14 protein-coding genes are annotated in these 18,771 nt (G+C 42.8%); 9 read left to right on the plus strand and 5 right to left on the minus strand.

Annotation, left to right across the window (positions count from 1 at the left end; genetic code table 11):
* Position 1 precedes the first annotated feature (1 nt).
* Positions 2–607 carry a hypothetical protein gene (locus DQW11_RS10205; RefSeq protein WP_232826718.1) on the minus strand — a complete coding sequence of 202 codons (606 nt, stop codon included), beginning with the start codon at positions 605–607 and terminating at the stop codon, positions 2–4.
* A gap of 96 nt (positions 608–703) precedes the next feature.
* Between DQW11_RS10205 and DQW11_RS10210 the strand changes: the two genes are divergently transcribed.
* Entirely contained in the window at positions 704–1,021 is a 318-nt protein-coding gene (locus DQW11_RS10210; protein ID WP_113923973.1) for a hypothetical protein, read from the plus strand.
* A 110-nt stretch (positions 1,022–1,131) separates the two neighbouring features.
* Here DQW11_RS10210 and DQW11_RS10215 read toward each other — a convergent pair whose 3' ends face one another.
* The gene (locus DQW11_RS10215; RefSeq protein WP_113923974.1) at positions 1,132–3,261 is read right to left on the minus strand and encodes an outer membrane protein assembly factor BamB family protein; all 2,130 of its coding nucleotides are present in this window, start codon (positions 3,259–3,261) and stop codon (positions 1,132–1,134) included.
* Positions 3,262–3,585: 324 nt separating this feature from the next.
* Positions 3,586–5,073, minus strand: coding sequence for a M28 family peptidase (locus DQW11_RS10220; protein WP_113923975.1), 1,488 nt, complete (start codon positions 5,071–5,073; stop codon positions 3,586–3,588).
* 200 nt (positions 5,074–5,273) lie between these two features.
* On the opposite strand from DQW11_RS10220, the gene gcvP reads away from it, so the two are divergent.
* The 8 genes from gcvP to DQW11_RS10255 all read left to right on the plus strand — a co-directional run bounded on the left by gcvP (position 5,274) and on the right by DQW11_RS10255 (position 15,855).
* Complete coding sequence (gene gcvP, locus DQW11_RS10225; RefSeq protein WP_113923976.1) at positions 5,274–8,165, plus strand: aminomethyl-transferring glycine dehydrogenase; 2,892 nt, start codon at positions 5,274–5,276, stop codon at positions 8,163–8,165.
* A gap of 187 nt (positions 8,166–8,352) precedes the next feature.
* On the plus strand, positions 8,353–8,763 hold the full coding sequence (locus DQW11_RS10230) for a hypothetical protein (RefSeq protein WP_113923977.1): 411 nt from the start codon (positions 8,353–8,355) through the stop codon (positions 8,761–8,763).
* 137 nt (positions 8,764–8,900) lie between these two features.
* Positions 8,901–9,068 (plus strand): hypothetical protein, encoded by a 168-nt coding sequence (locus tag DQW11_RS22245; protein WP_157966089.1) that lies wholly within the window; start codon positions 8,901–8,903, stop codon positions 9,066–9,068.
* The gene (locus tag DQW11_RS10235) at positions 9,055–9,426 is read left to right on the plus strand and encodes a type II toxin-antitoxin system VapC family toxin (RefSeq protein WP_113923978.1); all 372 of its coding nucleotides are present in this window, start codon (positions 9,055–9,057) and stop codon (positions 9,424–9,426) included. Before DQW11_RS22245 ends, DQW11_RS10235 begins: the two co-directional genes overlap by 14 nt.
* A 221-nt stretch (positions 9,427–9,647) precedes the next feature.
* Entirely contained in the window at positions 9,648–11,231 is a 1,584-nt protein-coding gene (locus DQW11_RS10240; RefSeq protein WP_113924216.1) for a M1 family metallopeptidase, read from the plus strand.
* A gap of 496 nt (positions 11,232–11,727) precedes the next feature.
* The gene (locus DQW11_RS10245; RefSeq protein ID WP_113923979.1) at positions 11,728–12,966 is read left to right on the plus strand and encodes an MFS transporter; all 1,239 of its coding nucleotides are present in this window, start codon (positions 11,728–11,730) and stop codon (positions 12,964–12,966) included.
* Positions 12,963–14,486, plus strand: a complete 1,524-nt coding sequence (gene treF, locus DQW11_RS10250; protein ID WP_113923980.1) for an alpha,alpha-trehalase TreF — start codon at positions 12,963–12,965, stop codon at positions 14,484–14,486. Before DQW11_RS10245 ends, treF begins: the two co-directional genes overlap by 4 nt.
* Before the next feature lie 130 nt (positions 14,487–14,616).
* On the plus strand, positions 14,617–15,855 hold the full coding sequence (locus DQW11_RS10255; RefSeq protein ID WP_113923981.1) for a purple acid phosphatase family protein: 1,239 nt from the start codon (positions 14,617–14,619) through the stop codon (positions 15,853–15,855).
* 11 nt (positions 15,856–15,866) lie between these two features.
* Here the strand turns inward: DQW11_RS10255 and DQW11_RS10260 are convergent, their stop codons facing one another.
* Both DQW11_RS10260 and DQW11_RS10265 read right to left on the minus strand, forming a co-directional pair.
* Complete coding sequence (locus DQW11_RS10260) at positions 15,867–17,348, minus strand: sodium:solute symporter (RefSeq protein ID WP_113923982.1); 1,482 nt, start codon at positions 17,346–17,348, stop codon at positions 15,867–15,869.
* Positions 17,349–17,547: 199 nt separating this feature from the next.
* Positions 17,548–18,480: a dihydrodipicolinate synthase family protein gene (locus tag DQW11_RS10265; protein WP_113923983.1), complete on the minus strand. Its 933-nt coding sequence runs from the start codon at positions 18,478–18,480 to the stop codon at positions 17,548–17,550.
* Positions 18,481–18,771 lie beyond the last annotated feature (291 nt).

Genomic DNA, 18,771 nt, shown 5'->3' on the forward strand with positions numbered 1-18,771 from the left:
ATCACCCTTTGTCTTTGTTTTTGGCAAAAAAATCAAAACCTATTTTTTGTGGATTTCCCAAGCCTGAAATATGTTCTATCTTTTGCTGATAGGTAATCACCATGATGTCAGTGAAGGCAGGCGCCAACAGGTCATTGTCCAAAGCAGAAACGACCAACTGTTCTACGAAATCCCTCATTTTTTCAGGATTTACATGGTTTACTTCGAGTTCGGGAAAATTGAACACGATTTTTCTATCCCCTTCGAGGAAGAATTTATTTTCTCTGTTGATGAGTACCCTTCCTATAAGGTATCCCGGATCATCCAATCTGCCAAATTCTATGGTATCGCTGAGGAAATTATAGATGAGAATCTGCCCAAAATACCGTAGGGTGACATCGTCCTTTAAATACTTCGATTTACTGAGGTAATTTTCATCAGGTAGCCTGACGATATTGCTCTGTAGGATGAAAATCAGTGCATCTCCACCGATTCTGAAGATAAACTCAAATGCATTGGTCCTTTCGACTTTGATTGGAATGGGTGTATCCTCTTTGTTGCTCTCATAGATTTCCTTTGCCAGTTGCCCGCATATTTTTTCCAGATCAAGGAAAAGAGTCTCCGTCATTTCAAACAAATTATATTTGAGTTTGCTGGTAGTTTGTAGCTTAGTTAGTATATTCGAGACCATTGTATTTTTTATATTTAATCAAACAAGACCATTATGGAAGCCAAAAAAACAGGATTTGAAGAAGTGGAATCTATTCTCCAAGACATAGGTACTAAAATAGAGGAATTAATTGAAAAAGGTACCCAAGCAGGAGGGGAAGCGAAAGTCGAGATCGAAAAAAAGATTGATGACCTGAAGGAAAAAAGAACGACCCTTGAGGCCGAATTCAAAAAAGGGAAAGAAAAAGTCGAGCAGCTTTACCACGAAAAGAAGGAGGAACTAGAGCCTAACCTTGCTGAATCCAAAGAACATTTCAAGGAAGGTTTCAAGCAATTGTTGGAAGGTGTCAAAACACTTTTGGGCAAAAAATAGACTTCAGCAAAATTGCATTTTGTCAAAAGATTCAATTTAATATCTTAAAAAATAAAGGTCTGACCGGTTTTGAATTTCAAACCGGTCAGACCTTTTTATTTGATATTCTTTTAATCCGGCAAAGCAAAAGCAACATAAGCATCGCCTGACTTTGTTCCTTTGCCACCCCCACAGGCGATGACGAGGTATTGTTTGCCGTTTTTCTCATAGACAGCAGGAGTCGCATGTCCCGCGGCAGGAAGTTTGGCTTCCCAAAGGACTTTCCCCGTATCCTTATCAAATGCCCTGATTTTCTCATCTTTGGTCGCAGCGATGAACACCAATCCACCGGCGGACGTGACTGGTCCGCCATAATTTTCTGTACCGGTCGGAGGGATTCCTTTTGCAGTCAGTTCGTCAAATTCTCCCAAAACAGATTGCCATTTGATCCTTCCGGTATTCATGTCAATGGCGGTCAACGTGCCCCAAGGTGGATTGATGCCCGGATAGCCATCCTGGGTCAATAGCCTTGCATAGCCATTCATATAGTATTGGGGATTGAGTCTTTCTTTTCCGCCTTCGAGTTCTTTCTTTTCTGCATCAGCGTTTTCTTCGATCTCCATCAGGTAATCTACCAACAACTTTCTGTCTGACTCCGGAATATGCGCAAATGCCGGCATGGCTCCTTTTCCACTTTTCAAAAGATCCGAAAGTGATGCATTGTTATATTTTGCCTTCAGGTTTTCAATAGCCGGCATGGTAGGAGGATTCCCTTTTCTTGACATGCCGTGGCAATTGGCACAATAATTTACATAAATGCCCTGACCTACATTTTCAAATTTTGGGTTGGCTGTCATCCGGATCACCCATGGAATCTGATTGGCATTGACATACATGGTCTGTGTATGTGGGTCAAATGAGGAACCTCCCCATTCTGCACCACCGTCCATTCCGGGGAAGAGAACAATGCCATGTTGATCGCTGGGAGGTAGCCACATATGGCCGTATTTGACATTCTCCAATTTCTTTCTGATATCTTTTTCCCACTCGGGAGTAAGGTTCAGGATGTCTTTATCCTCATATACCATTCTCATATATGGTTCAGGGAAAGTCGGATGTGGCTGAGTAGGCCAACTTTGGTCGCCGGGAATGTCGGATTGGGGAACTTCCCTTTCTTCGATGGGCCAAACCGGTTCGCCGGTAACCCTATCAAACACGTATATATAACCCTGTTTGGATGCCTGAGCGACAGCATCTATCCAATTCCCGTCTTTTTTGATCCTGATTAAGTTTGGATTGGCAGGGAAATCCCTGTCCCAGATATCATGGTGAACAGCCTGAAAATGCCATATCCGCTGACCTGTATTGGCATCTAATGCAATTAGAGAATTGGCAAAGAGGTTTTGGCCATGTCTGTAACCTCCCCAAAAATCATATGTTGCTGAACCTGTTGGGACATAGACGATTCCTCTTTCTTCATCCAGACTCATTCCCGCCCAGTTATTGGCCCCACCGATCAACTCCCGGTATTCTTCCTGCCAGGTATCATTGCCAAATTCTCCTGGATGGGGAATGGTATGGAAAATCCAATCTCTTTTGCCTGTTTTGATGTTGTATGCACGAACGTGCCCTGGTGCGGCATCCAATCCTTCCGAAAGCCGCATGCCCAAGATCAGTTTGTCTTTATATACTATTCCAGGTGTATTGGAGGTGATCAAGAATTCTTCCAGATCCGTGTCAAGGTCTTTTTGCAGATCCACTTTTCCGCCGTCTCCAAAATCCATAATTGGCCTTCCATCTACTGCATTCAATGCCATGAGCCAATTTCCCGCCGCAAAAAGGATCCGCTTGTCTTCTCCCTCTTCCCAATAAGTTACGCCGCGGTTGGTTCCGGCCCAGGAGTTTTGTCCACCGAGCATCTGAAAAGGATTGAATCTCCAAAGCAACTTCCCTGAAGCCGCATCCAGCGCAAAAACATTCACTTGCGGACTAGTCGCATAAAGGATGCCGTTGACCACGATGGGCTGACATTGGATCTGTGACCGGGCGGTAGAATCCGAAGTGTTATAGGTCCATGCAACTTCCAGATTTTTGACATTCTCTTTATTGATCTGATCGAGCGAAGAGTAACGTGCAGCGTCTTTGGTTCCCCCAAAAGTCTCCCAACCCGAATAATCGGGGTATTTGTAAGAATCGGATTCCGAACAAGAAAAGAGAAAAATACATAGAAGTAGGGATAATGGTATTTTGGGGAGTTTCATATTCAAAATCAGTTTTGAATTAATTGGAGGCTATCAGAGATCCAATTTAAAAATATTTTTGGGTAGAAATAATTCATTTCAGTTTGGAGGTGATCTAGGTAGGTTTTTGTTTCCATTCGCTTTCTCCAATACCCCCCTTTCATGATATTTATGGAGACAAGGAAAGAAGAGGAAGGTTTTTATTAATAATTAAGCCATTCACCCCTCTAACCCTTTTGAGTCAAAGAAACGAATGGCTTTTAGAATTTTTGTAGCAATGACTTCAATCATCAAATTGAAGCATGAATCACGGTCAAACCCCAATCAATATCCAATTACAAATCCCTACCTATCATTAGTCCCATTCACAGGTGTTCTTTCAGCCCTGTTAGCAAGATCCCAAGCGGTATGGAAAATCAACTTGGCCCTTTTGGTCATCAAAGGAAATTCGATTTTCTCCACAGTATCTGTAGGCTGATGATAGTCATCGTGAACGCCATTGAAGAAGAAAATCACAGGAATATTATGTTTTGCAAAATTGTAGTGATCTGATCTGTAATAAAATCTGTTTGGATCATCCGCCGCATCGTACCTGTAATCCAGGATCAAATTGGTGTAGGTTATGTTGTTGTATTCATTGATTACTTTCAGGTGGGAAGAAAGCATCTCTGAACCGATGACATAGACATAATCCTTATTTTCGGCATTCTGATATTCATAATCAATCCTGCCTACCATGTCAATGTTGATGTTGTTGACAGTATTTGCCAGTGGGAAAACCGGATTGTTGGAATAGTATTCTGAACCCAAAAGTCCTTTTTCTTCTCCCGTTACATTGAGGAACAAAACACTTCTTCGTGGCTTTTTACCTTCTTTGGCAGCCACGACAAATGCTTCCGCAATTTCCATGACAGATACAGTTCCCGAACCGTCATCGTCAGCACCGTTGTTGATTTCACCTTTGCTGTTGATGCCGACGTGGTCATAGTGTGAAGAAATCACCAATACTTCCTCTTTTTTGTCTGTTCCTTCCAGGTAGGCCATGACATTTTCTGTAGGCACGACTTTGTTTTGTTTTTTGACAAGGTAACCCGCTTTCTGTGCCTTGATGGATTCAGGATTGTTTTTAGCAGCTTCTTTCAATGTTTCCACCGGTGTGTCAAACAATGCTGCCATTTTATCACTGCTTACCAAAAATACCGGTTCTTGCTTGGTAGGTTCTTCAAAACCCAACCTGCCTGAACCGCTCAAGGACTTATATCTGTTTGCAATCCTGTCAAAGTTTGCCTGACCTTCCATAGTAACAATGACAATACCGGCGGCACCGGCTTTCATGATGTCTTCGATGACTGTCTGTGACCTTGCACCAATGGCCCAAAGTCCAACCAATTTTCCTTTCACATCTACTTTCTTCATGTTTTCCTCTGATGCAAGACCAAGAAAAACCAATTCTGCTTTGGTAGCTTTTTTCAGATCGCCATCACCGAGAAACACGAAATCCTCATTGTTGACCAATTTCTGCTTTCCGACTGTCAAGCTGACTACCGGATAGGAAACAGATACTAGGTTAAATTTCTGTAAATAAGAACCGTCAACAGGACCTGCTAAACCCAATCCTTTATAAAATTCAACAAGGTATTCTGCTGCCATTTTTTGGCCTTTATCTCCTGTATTTCTTCCTTCCAATTCGTCAGAAGCCAAATAAGTCAGGTGTTTTTCGAGATCAGAAGCAGTGATGGTGGAAGCGTATTTTACAACACCTGCGTCTTGCGCAGACAAGTGAAGGGAAAGCAAAAATCCAAATGCTCCCGAGATCCAAATTCTTTTTTTCATAAGTTATTTTTGAGGTAATTCAAATAAAGGCTTTAAACATAGAAATAATTTGAATTACAATAAAACCGTTTGTCAATTCGGATGTTTATAGGGTGTATTTCTTTGATTTTGAAATCCATAATCATCCAATAATTCTTACCTTTGCACAACCAAAAATTGAGGCGAATATAACCCAAGTAAATCCCCCCTTATTTATCGATATGAAGATTAATCTCAATCCCTCCACTAAGTTTGAAAATAGGCATAACGGTCCTTCAGCTCATGAAATCACTTTGATGTTGAATAAAATCGGAGCAGCTTCCCTGACCGAACTTATTGATCAAACTATACCTAAATCCATCCAACTGGAGAAGCCTTTGGACCTTCCCGAGGCCAAATCTGAAGCTGGATTTTTGAAGGAATTCAAAAAAATGGCTTCCAAAAACCGGATTTTCAAATCTTACATCGGGTTGGGATACTATGATACCATCGTGCCAGGAGTGATTTTGAGAAATATTATGGAAAATCCGGGATGGTATACCGCCTATACGCCTTACCAGGCAGAAATAGCACAGGGCCGTTTGGAAGCGCTGATCAACTACCAGACCATGGTTATGGATCTGACCGGGATGGAGATGGCAAATGCATCCCTTCTTGATGAGGCCACAGCAGCTGCCGAAGCCATGACTATGTTATATGCTTCCAAGCCGAAGGAAAAGAAAAACGCACACACCTACTTTGTAGATGAAAAAATATTCCCACAAACAAGGGATTTGCTGATCACCCGCTCGGCGCCGATTGGTATCGAATTGGTGATTGGACCGCTATCCACTTTGGACTTGACTGATCCTAATCTTTTTGGGGTGATGGTCCAATATCCAAACATGGATGGTGAAGTAATCAACCATGCTGATTTGGTTGCAGCTGCTAAAGAAAACAATGTCTTGACGGCTTTTGCCTCTGATTTGCTCAGCTTGACTTTATTGACTCCTCCGGGAGAAATGGGTGCTGATGTAGTCGTCGGCACAAGTCAAAGATTGGGTGTCCCAATGGGTTATGGCGGTCCTCATGCTGCCTTTTTTGCTACCAAAGAAGCTTATAAAAGACAGGTTCCGGGTAGAATCATCGGAGTTTCTGTAGATAAGGACGGAAACAAAGCCTACAGAATGGCGCTTCAGACACGGGAGCAACATATCAAAAGAGAAAAAGCAACTTCCAATATTTGTACTGCTCAGGTACTCCTTTCGGTGATGGCAGGGATGTATTCCGTGTATCATGGTCCAAAGGGTTTGAAAGAAATCGCTTTGAGAACTCATGGTTTGGCACAATTGACAGCCAAAGCCCTTGCGGAAATTGGTTTTGAGCAGACGAACAAAAACTATTTTGACACCATCAAAATAAAAACCGATTCAGTGCAGCAGTCCAAAATCAAAGCATTTGCTGTTTCTTCGGAATTGAATTTCAGATACGAAGAAGGCGCCATTTTACTTTCTTTTGATGAGGTCAAAACGGTGAAGGATGTAAAAACCCTTGTGGAGGTTTTTGCAAAATCCACCAACCAAAAGATAAAATCAACTTGGGAGGAGCTGGTCGAAGGATTAGAAATCAACCTTCCTGAGGGTATCAATAGGAAGTCAGATTATTTGACGCACCCGGTTTTCAACCAATACCACTCAGAGCATGAGATGCTCAGGTATATCAAAAGGCTGGAAAACAAGGACCTTTCCTTGGTTCATTCGATGATTTCTTTGGGTTCATGTACCATGAAACTCAACGCCACTACCGAAATGATTCCAGTGACTTGGCCGGAATTCGGTCAACTACACCCATTCTGCCCACAAGATCAGGCAGCGGGGTATTATGAAATGTTCCAAAATCTCAGAAATTGGTTGAGTGAGATCACCGGTTTTGCAGATACTTCTTTGCAGCCAAACTCCGGTGCCCAAGGCGAATATGCAGGTCTGATGGTCATCAGGGCCTATCATATGAGCCGTGGCGATCACCACAGGAACATCGCCTTGATCCCGACTTCTGCCCATGGTACCAATCCTGCTTCTGCAGTGATGGCAGGAATGAAGGTTGTTTTGGTGAAATGTGACGAAAGAGGAAACATCGATGTCGCTGACCTGAAAGCCAAAGCTGAAGAGCATTCCAAAGATTTATCAGCCTTGATGGTGACTTATCCTTCTACCCACGGGGTATTTGAAGAGGCTATCCAGGAAATCTGCCAGATCATCCATGACAACGGCGGTCAGGTCTATATGGACGGAGCGAATATGAATGCGCAGGTTGGTCTGACCAGCCCGGGCAGAATCGGTGCGGACGTCTGTCACCTCAATCTCCACAAAACATTCTGTATCCCTCACGGTGGTGGCGGACCGGGTATGGGCCCTATCAGTGTTGCAAAGCAATTGGTGCCATTCCTTCCCGGAAATCCGGTAGTGCAGACAGGCGGAACACAAGCGATCCACGCGATATCTGCAGCCCCTTTTGGCAGCGCAAGTATCCTTCCGATTTCCTATGCCTACATCGCAATGATGGGAGGAGAAGGACTGACCAATGCCACTAAAATCGCTATCCTGAATGCCAACTATATCAAAGCAAGACTTGAAGCGCATTATCCTATCCTATACACAGGGATCCATGGAAGAGCTGCACACGAAATGATTTTGGATTGCAGGGCATTCAAAGATTTTGGTGTGGAGGTAGAAGACATTGCAAAGAGGTTGATGGATTATGGTTTCCATGCGCCGACAGTTTCCTTCCCTGTTGCTGGCACGCTGATGATCGAGCCGACTGAGTCTGAGACCATGGCTGAACTTGACAGGTTCTGTGATGCGATGATCGCCATCAGACATGAAATCCAGGAAGTTGCTGACGGCAATTCAGACAAAGAAAACAACGTCTTGAAGAATGCACCGCACACTGCGGCACTGGCTTTGGCAGATAATTGGGATTTCCCATACTCAAGAGAAAAAGCAGTGTATCCGTTACCATATGTGAAAGGGAATAAATTCTGGCCAACCGTCAGAAGAATAGATTCAGCCTACGGTGACAGAAATTTGGTTTGCAGCTGTATTCCTGTTGAGGAATATGTCGAGGCAGAAGCCTAACATCTGATTAAAATACTATTTATAAAGAAAGGAGCTGAGAGGCTCCTTTTTTGGTTTAGATTTTTTGGAATTATCAGTTTTGTTTATAAGTTTAGTTTTAATTTAAATAAATAGGTCGTTCACATTTATCAAAATAAATTGAATATCTATTTGATGAGGATTAGAATCGGATTTTAAGCAAGAAGTAATGAAAAAAGTCATAGCGAATCTAGTGGTATTTTTGATTTTCGGAGGTATGGTCTACTTAAAATACAGGTATGATTTAAAGGAAAACAGGAAATTAATACAAAAGATTAATGAAGAGTATTTATCTATAAGTTTTAGCGACAGTTTAAATTCAAATGTTCTTGTTTTAAGGGATCCATTTTTTGGATCAAGTTTTAGGAAAAGCAGTAGTACTGTTTTTTTTCAACTTTGGTATGGTTCAAAAAGAGGTGTATCAACTTCCTCTGAAATCAAATCAAATGGGTTAATTTCAATTCGGAATATCTTGGAACCGGGAGACCTAATCTTGAAAAGTTCAAATTCAAATTTTATTTCAATAGTAAAGGAAGATAGTTTTGATACATTAATATTTAGGATTTCAAAACAACATTAAATTAACTGATCTTTTACGTTTCGGATTCAATGGGTTTATATCGAGTCCCAAAGAAACTCTAATTATAAATTAAAGAGGGGGCGACCAAAACCGCTTTTTTATAAATTTGGATTATATTCACATAAAATCTATACAATATGTTAAGAGTTATCAAAAAAGGCTCTACAAAAGAAGAAATTCAAAAAACCTTAGCTGGTTTCACAAAAAAGAAAAAAGGATTTCAGGCTTCTAATTTTTCGGGCATTATTGATCTTGATGAAAGCCCAATGGAAATCCAAAAAAAGCTTCGTGATGAATGGAAATAAGTTGATGGTAGATACAAATGTCTTACTTTATCTCATGCAGGGAGATTCCACATTGGTAAGCATATTAGAAGGAAAGAATATATATGTTTCCTTCGTTACTGAACTTGAGCTTTACAGTTTCAGGCCTCTTTCCCAAGAGGAAAAAAGTAAAATAAATATATTGTTGTCGCAATGCACGATCATCGATATCACAGCAGGTATCAAACAATTCACCATAGACCTTCGACAAAATTATCCTATCAAATTGCCGGATAGCATAATAGCCGGAACGTCATTGTATCTTGATATACCACTGTTTTCAGCAGATAAAGGGTTCAAGAATATCGAGCCGCTGGATTTTATTTTTTATGAAAAGTAAAGTAAGGCTAGGTCTTTCTTCCTCTCTTTTTCCAATGAATATTTCTCTATTGTAAAGGGTAAATTATCCTTTATTTCATGCTCTTTTTTTACGAAATTTTAAAAATTATAATTTGAGAGATTCCCTGTCTGGTCCATAATGAATAATTCCCTTTCTTTTTTACCTGTCTTTTCACCAAATTGAAACTTGAGATTCCCTTACCTACTACCAATTCCAAAACCATGAAGCGCACTTTATTTCTATTTATAATTCTCCTTTCTTCAAACTTAGCTTTCTCCCAAATCCAAAAGAATTGGGCTTGGGGTGGGCCAATTGATCCTTTGCAGGCCAAGTTTCAGGTGGTGCACTACCATCTTGAATTGGAGATTTTTCCCGAAAAACAGGAAATCCGAGGCTTTAACAGGGTTACTTTTTCTTCAAAAGAGAAGTTGGATACCTTAAGACTGAACCTCATCGAGGAATATACAGTCAGCAAAATCATTATGGATGGAAAGGAAATCACTTTCCGTCATTTTGGGGATACCTTGGATATTTTCCCTATTGATTGCACATGTCAGGATGTGGAAATCCACTATGGCGGGAAGACGCCGATTGCAGTTCGCCCTCCCTGGACCGGTGGTTTTACTTGGGAAATTGACCAATTGGGTAACCATTGGATGGGCTTGTCTTCCCAAAACGAAGGCGCCAAAATCTTCATGCCCAGTCTTGACCATCCTTCGAGCGAACCGCTGAATGGCGTGGACCTGATTTATACAGCGCCTGAACCTTATTATGTAGCCTCTAATGGCCGACTTGTAGAAACCGAAAAATCCGATGGAAAAATCACCTATCATTGGACTACTGAATATCCCATCAACAATTACAATATCAATTTCACTTTAGGGGTATTCCATCAGGAATCGAGGACATTCACAAGTTCCGACGGTACTGAAATCCCCATGTTTGTCTACGTCCTGCAAGAAAACAGGGATAAAGCCAAAGCACTTTTGGATGTATTGGACAACTCTGCAAAGACTTTGGAGAAATACTTTGGACCTTATCCTTTTCCCAATGACAAAATCGCGGTAGTTGAAACGCCGTATCTCGGCATGGAGCATCAAACCATCAATGCTTATGGAAACAATTTCCAGTTTGTACCCATGGGGAAGGTTCAATATGATTGGTTGCTGCACCACGAACTCGGTCACGAATGGTTTGGAAATAAGGTTTCTGTGAAGGATTGGGCAGATTTTTGGTTGCACGAAGGGCTGACGGCTTATGGGGATTGGCTGTTTTACCTCGAACATGGCGGGGAAGATGCCTATCTGGAAAAAGTCGCTTCGGTCCGCAAAGGAATCGCCAATGCGAGGCCGGTAGTTTCACCGAGAAATTCGACTTCTGACTATGCTTACCATCCTGAGATTTATACCAAAGGAGCTTTTATCATCCATTCATTGCGGTATTATCTGGGAGATGAGGCATTTTTCCCGATGCTCAAAGCTTTTGCTTCGGATGAAAGATTCATCTACGAAAACCTTGTGGAGACATCGGATTTCACTGGATTTGTGCAGCATTATACAGGAAAGGATCTGGAAGGATTTTTTGACATGTACCTGAAAAGTATCCGCATCCCAAAGGTCAAAGTGTCCAAAAAAGGAAAGAAAGGCTATGCGGTGAGTCTTCCGAATATCACATTTTCCATGCATGTCGAGATCCGGACTTCCAATGGATTGGAAAGACATGTCCTTTCTTCCAAGCCGGTGATGGTCAAAAGTGCAGGTCCGATTGAGGTTGATCCGCGTGGGTGGTACTTGCTGGAAAAGTAATTTGAGGTAAAAAAGCCCACAAAGACACAAAGAGAATATTTGCAAGCTCGATTTTTTTTGCTCTCGCCAAGGCGCTAAGACGCAAAAAAAAAGTCGGATGGGATTTAGGCCTCAGATTTTCGCAACAATATCAGTTACCCTGCTTCTCCAGAAGCTGGATGGGTTTTATTTTTCTCGCAAAGACGCAAGGTCGCTAAGATTTGCAGTCGGAAGGCTTAATGCCGTGAAATTATTTTTGGATCATTTTCCTCGGTTATTCTGCTTCTCAAGAAACTGGATGTGTCATCTTTTTTTTATCTCGCAAAACCGCAAGGGCGCAAAGATTTGTAGTTGGTTGGCTTAAAGCCTTTAGACTTTATAACTCGCAATCAATAATCGAACATTATCTAATTTTATTCGGATTCTTACTTTGGAATGAACCTGCTTTTTGGATAAAAATAATTACTTTCATTCCCAAACCATTTGCGACTTTGTGCCTTTGCGTGAATCATCATCTATGAACTCAAAACTACTCGTCCGGCTCTCCCTGATATTCAACTACATGGTATTCGCTGTGTTGCTGAATTCGGTAGGGGCAGTCATCCTGCAGGTACAGCGGACTTTTGATGTCAGCAAAGCGGAAGCTTCGGTTTTGGAGGGTTTCAAGGATTTGCCTATCGCCATTTTCTCATTTATCGTAGCCTCATTTCTTCCAAAACTTGGGATCCGAAAAGGCATGTTGATCGCTTTGTTTGCAGTGGCGGCCATGTGCTTTCTGATGCCGGTGATTGCCGATGAGTTCTGGTATTTCAAGGTATTGTTTGCAGTGGTCGGGGTCTCCTTTGCAATCATCAAAGTCAGTGTCTTTGCGACGATCGGCTTGGTGACTGACTCGCCAAAAGAACACAGCAGCCTGATGAGCACCATAGAGGGATTCTTTATGGTTGGGGTATTGCTTGGCAATGTATTCTTCAGCCTGTTTGTCAACGACAGCGACCCTACTTCCCAATCTTGGTTGAACATTTATTGGTACCTCGGGGCGATGAGTTTGGTGGCTGCGTTGTTGCTCTTTTTTGCCCAGATCAATGAAACTGAATCCAAAAGGGAAAATACCAAGGCCTCGGATGAATTCTTCGATATGCTAAAACTCGTTGCCAAACCGCTTGTCTTGGTATTTGCTGCCTCGGCTTTTCTGTTTGTACTTATTGAGCAAAGTTTCATGACCTGGACGCCGACTTTCTATCAGGATGTATTGAAAGTCCCGGCAAGTATGGGGATTCAAGCCGGTGCAGTTTTGGCAGGAGCTTTGGCCATAGGACGCTTGCTTGCAGGATTTGTATTGAAAAAAATCCATTGGCTCACCTTCACACTTACCTGTACCATCTTTGTGGGAGCCTGTGTTTTGTTGACTTTGCCGCTTACTTCCGATCAGCCTGTCATGAATGAAACCATCACCTGGTTCAATGCTCCTTTTGTCGTTTACCTATTTCCCATTTTGGGAATTTTTTTGGCACCGATTTATCCCACGATCAATTCAGTGGTGCTGAGTGCACTGCCGAGGTATATGCAAAGTTCCATGTCTGGCCTGATTGTGGTATTTTCTGCCTTGGGCGGGACAACAGGATCGATCATCACCGGAAATATATTTGAAGCATATGGTGGTACCACCGCATTTTATTTTTCGCTGATTCCTATTGTAGGACTTTGCCTCATATTAATTTTGTTGAACATTCAAGTCAGGAAACAAGCAGCATGAAATTTTACGAGCAACCGGAAGACATATACCTGGAACTTTTTGAAGTGATCCAGATGAGCGGGGTTTTTCCTGATTCCAAGACTTTCGTGGACAGCATTCCCAAGCGGGATGTCCATGACATTTTGAAGGATTTTTACGAGGAAATAAAAACCCCGGGATTTGACCTGAAATCATTTCTTGACAAAAACTTTGACTATCCCGAAGAACCGGAATACAAAAAACTCAACCTTCCCAAAGCCATCAACCTGGAGGACAGGCTCAAGTTGCAATGGGATCTCCTTACCAGAGAAGCGGATGAGGAAGTTGAAAATTCCAGTCTGATACCTTTGCCACATCCTTACATTGTGCCGGGTGGAAGGTTTCGGGAGATCTATTATTGGGACAGTTATTTTACCATGTTGGGGTTGAAAGTCTCGGGAAGAACTGACCTGATCGAAAACATGGTGGATAATTTTGCCCATCTGATCCGAACCGTCGGCCATGTTCCCAATGGAAACAGGACTTACTTCCTGTCCAGATCGCAGCCTCCTTTCTTTGCCAGAATGGTAGAATTGTTGGCTGAAGCAAAGGGAGACGAAGAAACCATCAAGAAGTACCAACCCGAAATCTGGATGGAATACCTATTTTGGATCGAAGGTGAAACAGAGATTCCTTTGCCCGGAAAATACTATAACCGTGTCGTCAGGATGGATGACGACACCGCGCTAAACAGGTATTGGGATGATGAAAATACCCCAAGGGCAGAATCCTTTGCAGAGGATGTGGAGCTTTCTGACCAATCGACAAGGTTTCCTGAAAAGCTTTTCCGCAACCTGAGGGCTGCCTGCGAATCAGGTTGGGATTTCAGTTCAAGGTGGCTTTATGATCCCAATGACCTGAGAAGTGTGCAGACAATTGCCTTGATTCCCATTGACCTCAATGTGCTGCTTGCCGAAACGGAGCGCATCATTATCAGAGGCATGAAGCTCGAGAACGAAGATTCCAAAGAAATCACCAGGATGGAACTGTTTCATAAAAACAGGATGGAGGGAATTGAGCGCTATTGTTGGGAAGAAGAACGGGGAATCTACCTCGATTACCATATCAAATTCAAAGAAAAGGTGGAAAGGCCTTCGCTTGCAATGCTGTATCCGCTGTATTCCGGAATGGCCACTCCAGAACAAGGAGCTCGGGTATTGGAATATGTTGAAAAGAATTTTCTGAAGCCGGGAGGATTGGTGACAACCAATTTCAACACCGGACAGCAGTGGGATGCTCCCAACGGTTGGGCGCCGCTTCAGTGGATAGGATTTCAGGCCATGCTCAACTATGGCAGAAAAGACCTAGCCAAAACTTTGGCAGAAAGATGGACTTACCTCAACGAATCGGTTTTTGACCGTACCGGAAAAATGATGGAAAAGTATAACGTGGAGGACCTCAGCCTAGAGGCCGGAGGCGGAGAATATCCTGTTCAGGATGGATTCGGTTGGACCAATGGTGTGTACCTGGCGATGAAAGAATGGCTAAGAGAAAATCCATAAATAATAAACAAACCCTCCAATGGTTTTGAACCCTTGGAGGGTTATTACCTCAAAGTTATATTTTCAACCATTTTTTGAAACCCTAATTTTTGCCGTTAGCTTTAAATTCCAATACCAACCATTTCCTCCCATGACAAACTTCAAAAGAATCCTTTTCCTCCTCAGCTTTGTCCTGATAGCCCAGTTAGGCTTTGCCCAAACTGAACCTCATGCTTTTTACCTCACTTGGACCTCGGATCCGACTACGACTATGGATGTGGATTGGCACATGGATGAGATCAATCCGACGACATTGTATTTCAGAAGAAAAGGAACGGAGAAGTGGCATTCATTTGAAAGTGATGTGCTGCCTTATCCTTTTTCCCCAAGGTATATCCATCGGGTTGGGATTCAGGGTTTGAGGCCCAATACCGAATATGAACTCAAGTTTGCTTCATCGGAATCCGTTTATTATTTTCGAACCCTTCCAAAAAACCTCAACAACCAATCCCTCAAAATCGCCATCGGCGGGGATTCCATGCATCAAAAAGAGTGGTTGGAAAAAATGAACCGCCAAGTTGCTGCCCAAGATCCGGATTTTGTAATCATCGGAGGAGACATGGCTTACGAAAATGGCCTTGCTGAAAATATCCAAAGAATTTACGATTGGTTTGATGCCTATAAAAACACTTTGGTGACGGCCGACAAAAGAATTCTGCCCTGCATTGTTGCCGCCGGGAACCATGAAGTGGTGGGTGGGTATTACACAAGCCACGAAGGCTATGTCCAAAACAATGAATTCAGGGCACGTATTGCTCCGTATTTTTACAGTCTGTTTTCATTCCCCGGCCAACCCGGATACAATGTCCTCGACTTTGGCGATTACCTGAGTTTGATCATTTTGGACACAGAGCATTCCAACCCTATTCCTGGAGCACAAACAGATTGGTTGACAAAAACATTGGAAAAAAGGAAGAAGGTCACACACAAGGTTCCCATTTACCATGTTCCTGGTTACCCCTCCGTGAGGGAATATGGCGACAGGGTGCAGACTTTGGTCAGGGAAACATGGACACCGATCTTTGAAGCAAATGGCGTGGAGATCGCCTTTGAAAATCATGACCATGCATACAAAAGGACCTTTCCGATCAAGAATATGGAAGTCCACGAATCCGGAATCATCTATGTCGGTGACGGTTCGTATGGAGTCATGCCAAGAAAAATCCATCCGGTCGACAGTACTTGGTACCTGAACAAAGCCCAATCTATCAGGGCCTTTACTTTACTCACTGTGGAAGAAAACCGTTGGAGCTTCGTCTCGATAGACGAAGACGGGAATGTGATTGATAGCTTTCCCGAAAGTCCTTTGGCTGTAAAAAAGGAGGATTAAACCAATTTCTTTCAAATTTTGCGGGAGCTGAAAATCCAACTTAATAAAAATCCCACCAAGAAAATAGCCATTGTCCCAAAGACGATGGCTAAATTTTTATGCAGCATAAAGGAAGGCCTGATGGCATCGGGAAGGAATTCTCCAAGGCTGATCCACGCAATCACAGCCAATCCCGAAAGGACTGCGGTAATGGCCGGGAATTTGGTTTTGGTTTTTCCCAAAAGTGCCAAAAAGAACAAACCCAAAATCCCGCCGCTAAAAATCGATGCCAATGCCCACCAAGCATCCAAAGCACTTTCCACGCCGTTGAAGGCGAGCCCCACAAGGATACCCAAAATTCCCATTCCCAAAGAACCGACATGCAAAACTTTGATTTGGGCATTTTGAGAAGAATTAGGTTGGACGTATTTTTTGAAATGATCTTCGAGAATGACCGTTGCCGAACTGTTGATACTCGTAGAAACCGTACTCATCCCTGCGGCAAAAATGGCGGCAATCACCAATCCCGAAATTCCCGGTGGCAAAACCGTTGCAATAAAATGAGGAAAAACTTTATCGGCTTGCTCAATACTTTGGAGTTCAAGGGGCAAGGATTCAGAGAATATTTGGTAATAAGCATACAGACTCGTCCCAATCACGAAGAACAGCAAGGAGACGGGAATGTAAAGCAAGCTTCCGAGCCAAGTGGATTTTTTGGCTTCCTGTTCTGTTTTGGCACTTTTGTACCGTTGGATATAACTTTGGTCAATACCAAAATTCTGAAGGTTGATGAATAAGCCATAGACCAAAACCACCCAAAAGGTACTTCGCCCGAGGTCTGAGGAAAGACTTCCCAAAGAGAGTTTGCTGTCTCTTTGGGCGATATCCCAAATCTGCGTGATTCCTTCCGGCATATTGATGACAATCAAAACAAAACAGCCCAAAGCACCTGCAATCAGGACAATTCCCTGGACCGCATCGGTCCAAACTACCGCCGAAATCCCGCCCATAGTCGAATAGACCACCACACCTATTCCGGTAATAAGAATTATCAAAGGAATACTCCAACCAAACATAACATGCATCGGCAAAGCCAAAAGATACAAGATGGCGCCCATCCTCGCGAGTTGGGTCAGGAGGTAGCAACTTGATGCATAGATCCTTGCCCATGGCCCGAACCTTTCCTCCAAAAAAGCATAAGCCGAAGGACTTTGGAGTTTTCGGTAGAGGGGGACAAAATACCTGACAGCGATGAAGGCAGCGACAGGAATCGATAAACTAAAAACAAAACCATTCCAATTGCCTTGAAAGGCGCTTCCCGGCAATGCCAAAAAACTGATGCTGCTCACATAGGTGGCGAAAATCGACATCCCCAAAGCCCAAGCCGGTAATTTTCCGCCGCCGGTGACAAAGTCATCTGCCGAATTTTTTCTGAAGTAAAAGGAAACCCCAAAACCAACGATTCCAACCATATAAATCAGGAATACAATCAGGTCGAGGCTGTTGATTTTCATGGTCTGGAAAAAAGAATTCAGGGATTAAGCATTATGGTTACCAGCTTCTCTGCCAGGAAACCCATATTTTTCTTCAAACGGGACGAAAGACATAATCCCGATAGACATCGGGAGGAAGACCGATGTACCGGGCTTTTAAGTCCGCATACCAGAATTAGAATAGATATCTTATTTACTGGCATCATTGCGAACATACATATTAAACATTTCTGATATTCAGGAGAATTCTTTCTAAGTTTTGAATGATGTCTTCTTTGTGTTTTCTGTCCACGGGAAGAAGCGGAGGTGCAAGATGGGGTTCACAAATCCCCAAAAAATAAAGGCTTTCCTTGACGCCGCAAAGGTAGCTCGAGCTCTTTGGACTGGAATTGTACAGGCCGTTTGAAATCTCCAAAATCAGCGATTGGATCTGATCGACTTTTTCAAAATCCCGCCCTTTCGCTGCCTCAAACATCTTTACATACAGCGAAGGGAAAATATTGGCACCGCCATTGACTCCACCGTCTGCACCTGAAAGGATGGCCTGCGCCAACATTTCTTCAGGGCCGACAAGCAGTGAAAATTCAGGATATGCCTGTTTGATGGGGATTAATTTCTGGAAGTAAACGCCATTTCCCGAGCTGTCCTTCAATCCGATGATATTGGCATGTTTTGCCAGCTTCAGCACCGTTTCGGGAGCAATGGTAGACTTGGTCATCACCGGATAATTGTACAAGAATAAGGGCAGGGGACTATGGTCGGCTAGCTTCACATAGTAATGGAAGATATCGTCCTGATCCAAGGCAAAATAATAAGGCAATGCTGCTACCACTGCTAAAGCGCCGTTTTCCTTGGCAGACCTTGCCAGTTTGAGACTGACTTCCAAAGCTGTATGGGTAATCCCCACAAAAACAGGTGTTTTTCCATTGGCTTCTTTGCAGGAGATTTCGATCAGGTCTTTTTTTATCGCCGGCTTTAGGCTTGCGGCTTCACCGGTAGTCCCAAGAATGAAAATACCCTGAACGCCTCCGTTGACCAAGTGTTTGACGACCCTTTCGACGCCTTTTTTGTCCAATTCCCCATTGGAAAGTAAAGGTGTCACCATCGGAACCATGATGCCTTCAAAGGCCGGGACATTGCTGCTTTCAGTCATTATCTAAAGTTTAAAGAAGAATATCAAAGATTAGCCCATTATAATTTGGAAAGGGTCACAATTTATAAAATTAAATATGATTTTCTGCTACTTTGCTAAAGCCTATAATCAAAGATTAACCGAGCAGATAATTCAGTCCACAGGCGACAGTCCATGGCCCCAGTCATTACAATCAATCCGGGTTTTATATGATTAAAGGCAAGAAAGCGTACATACCCACAAAGTTTGATGCTTCTACTTTCTCCTTTAAAAAAATCCAAAAAAGTTTACACCACAAAAGTAAATGAGTTT

Source organism: Cognataquiflexum aquatile (genome assembly GCF_003316845.1).
In the GTDB taxonomy this organism is placed as follows: Bacteria; Bacteroidota; Bacteroidia; order Cytophagales; family Cyclobacteriaceae; genus Cognataquiflexum; species Cognataquiflexum aquatile.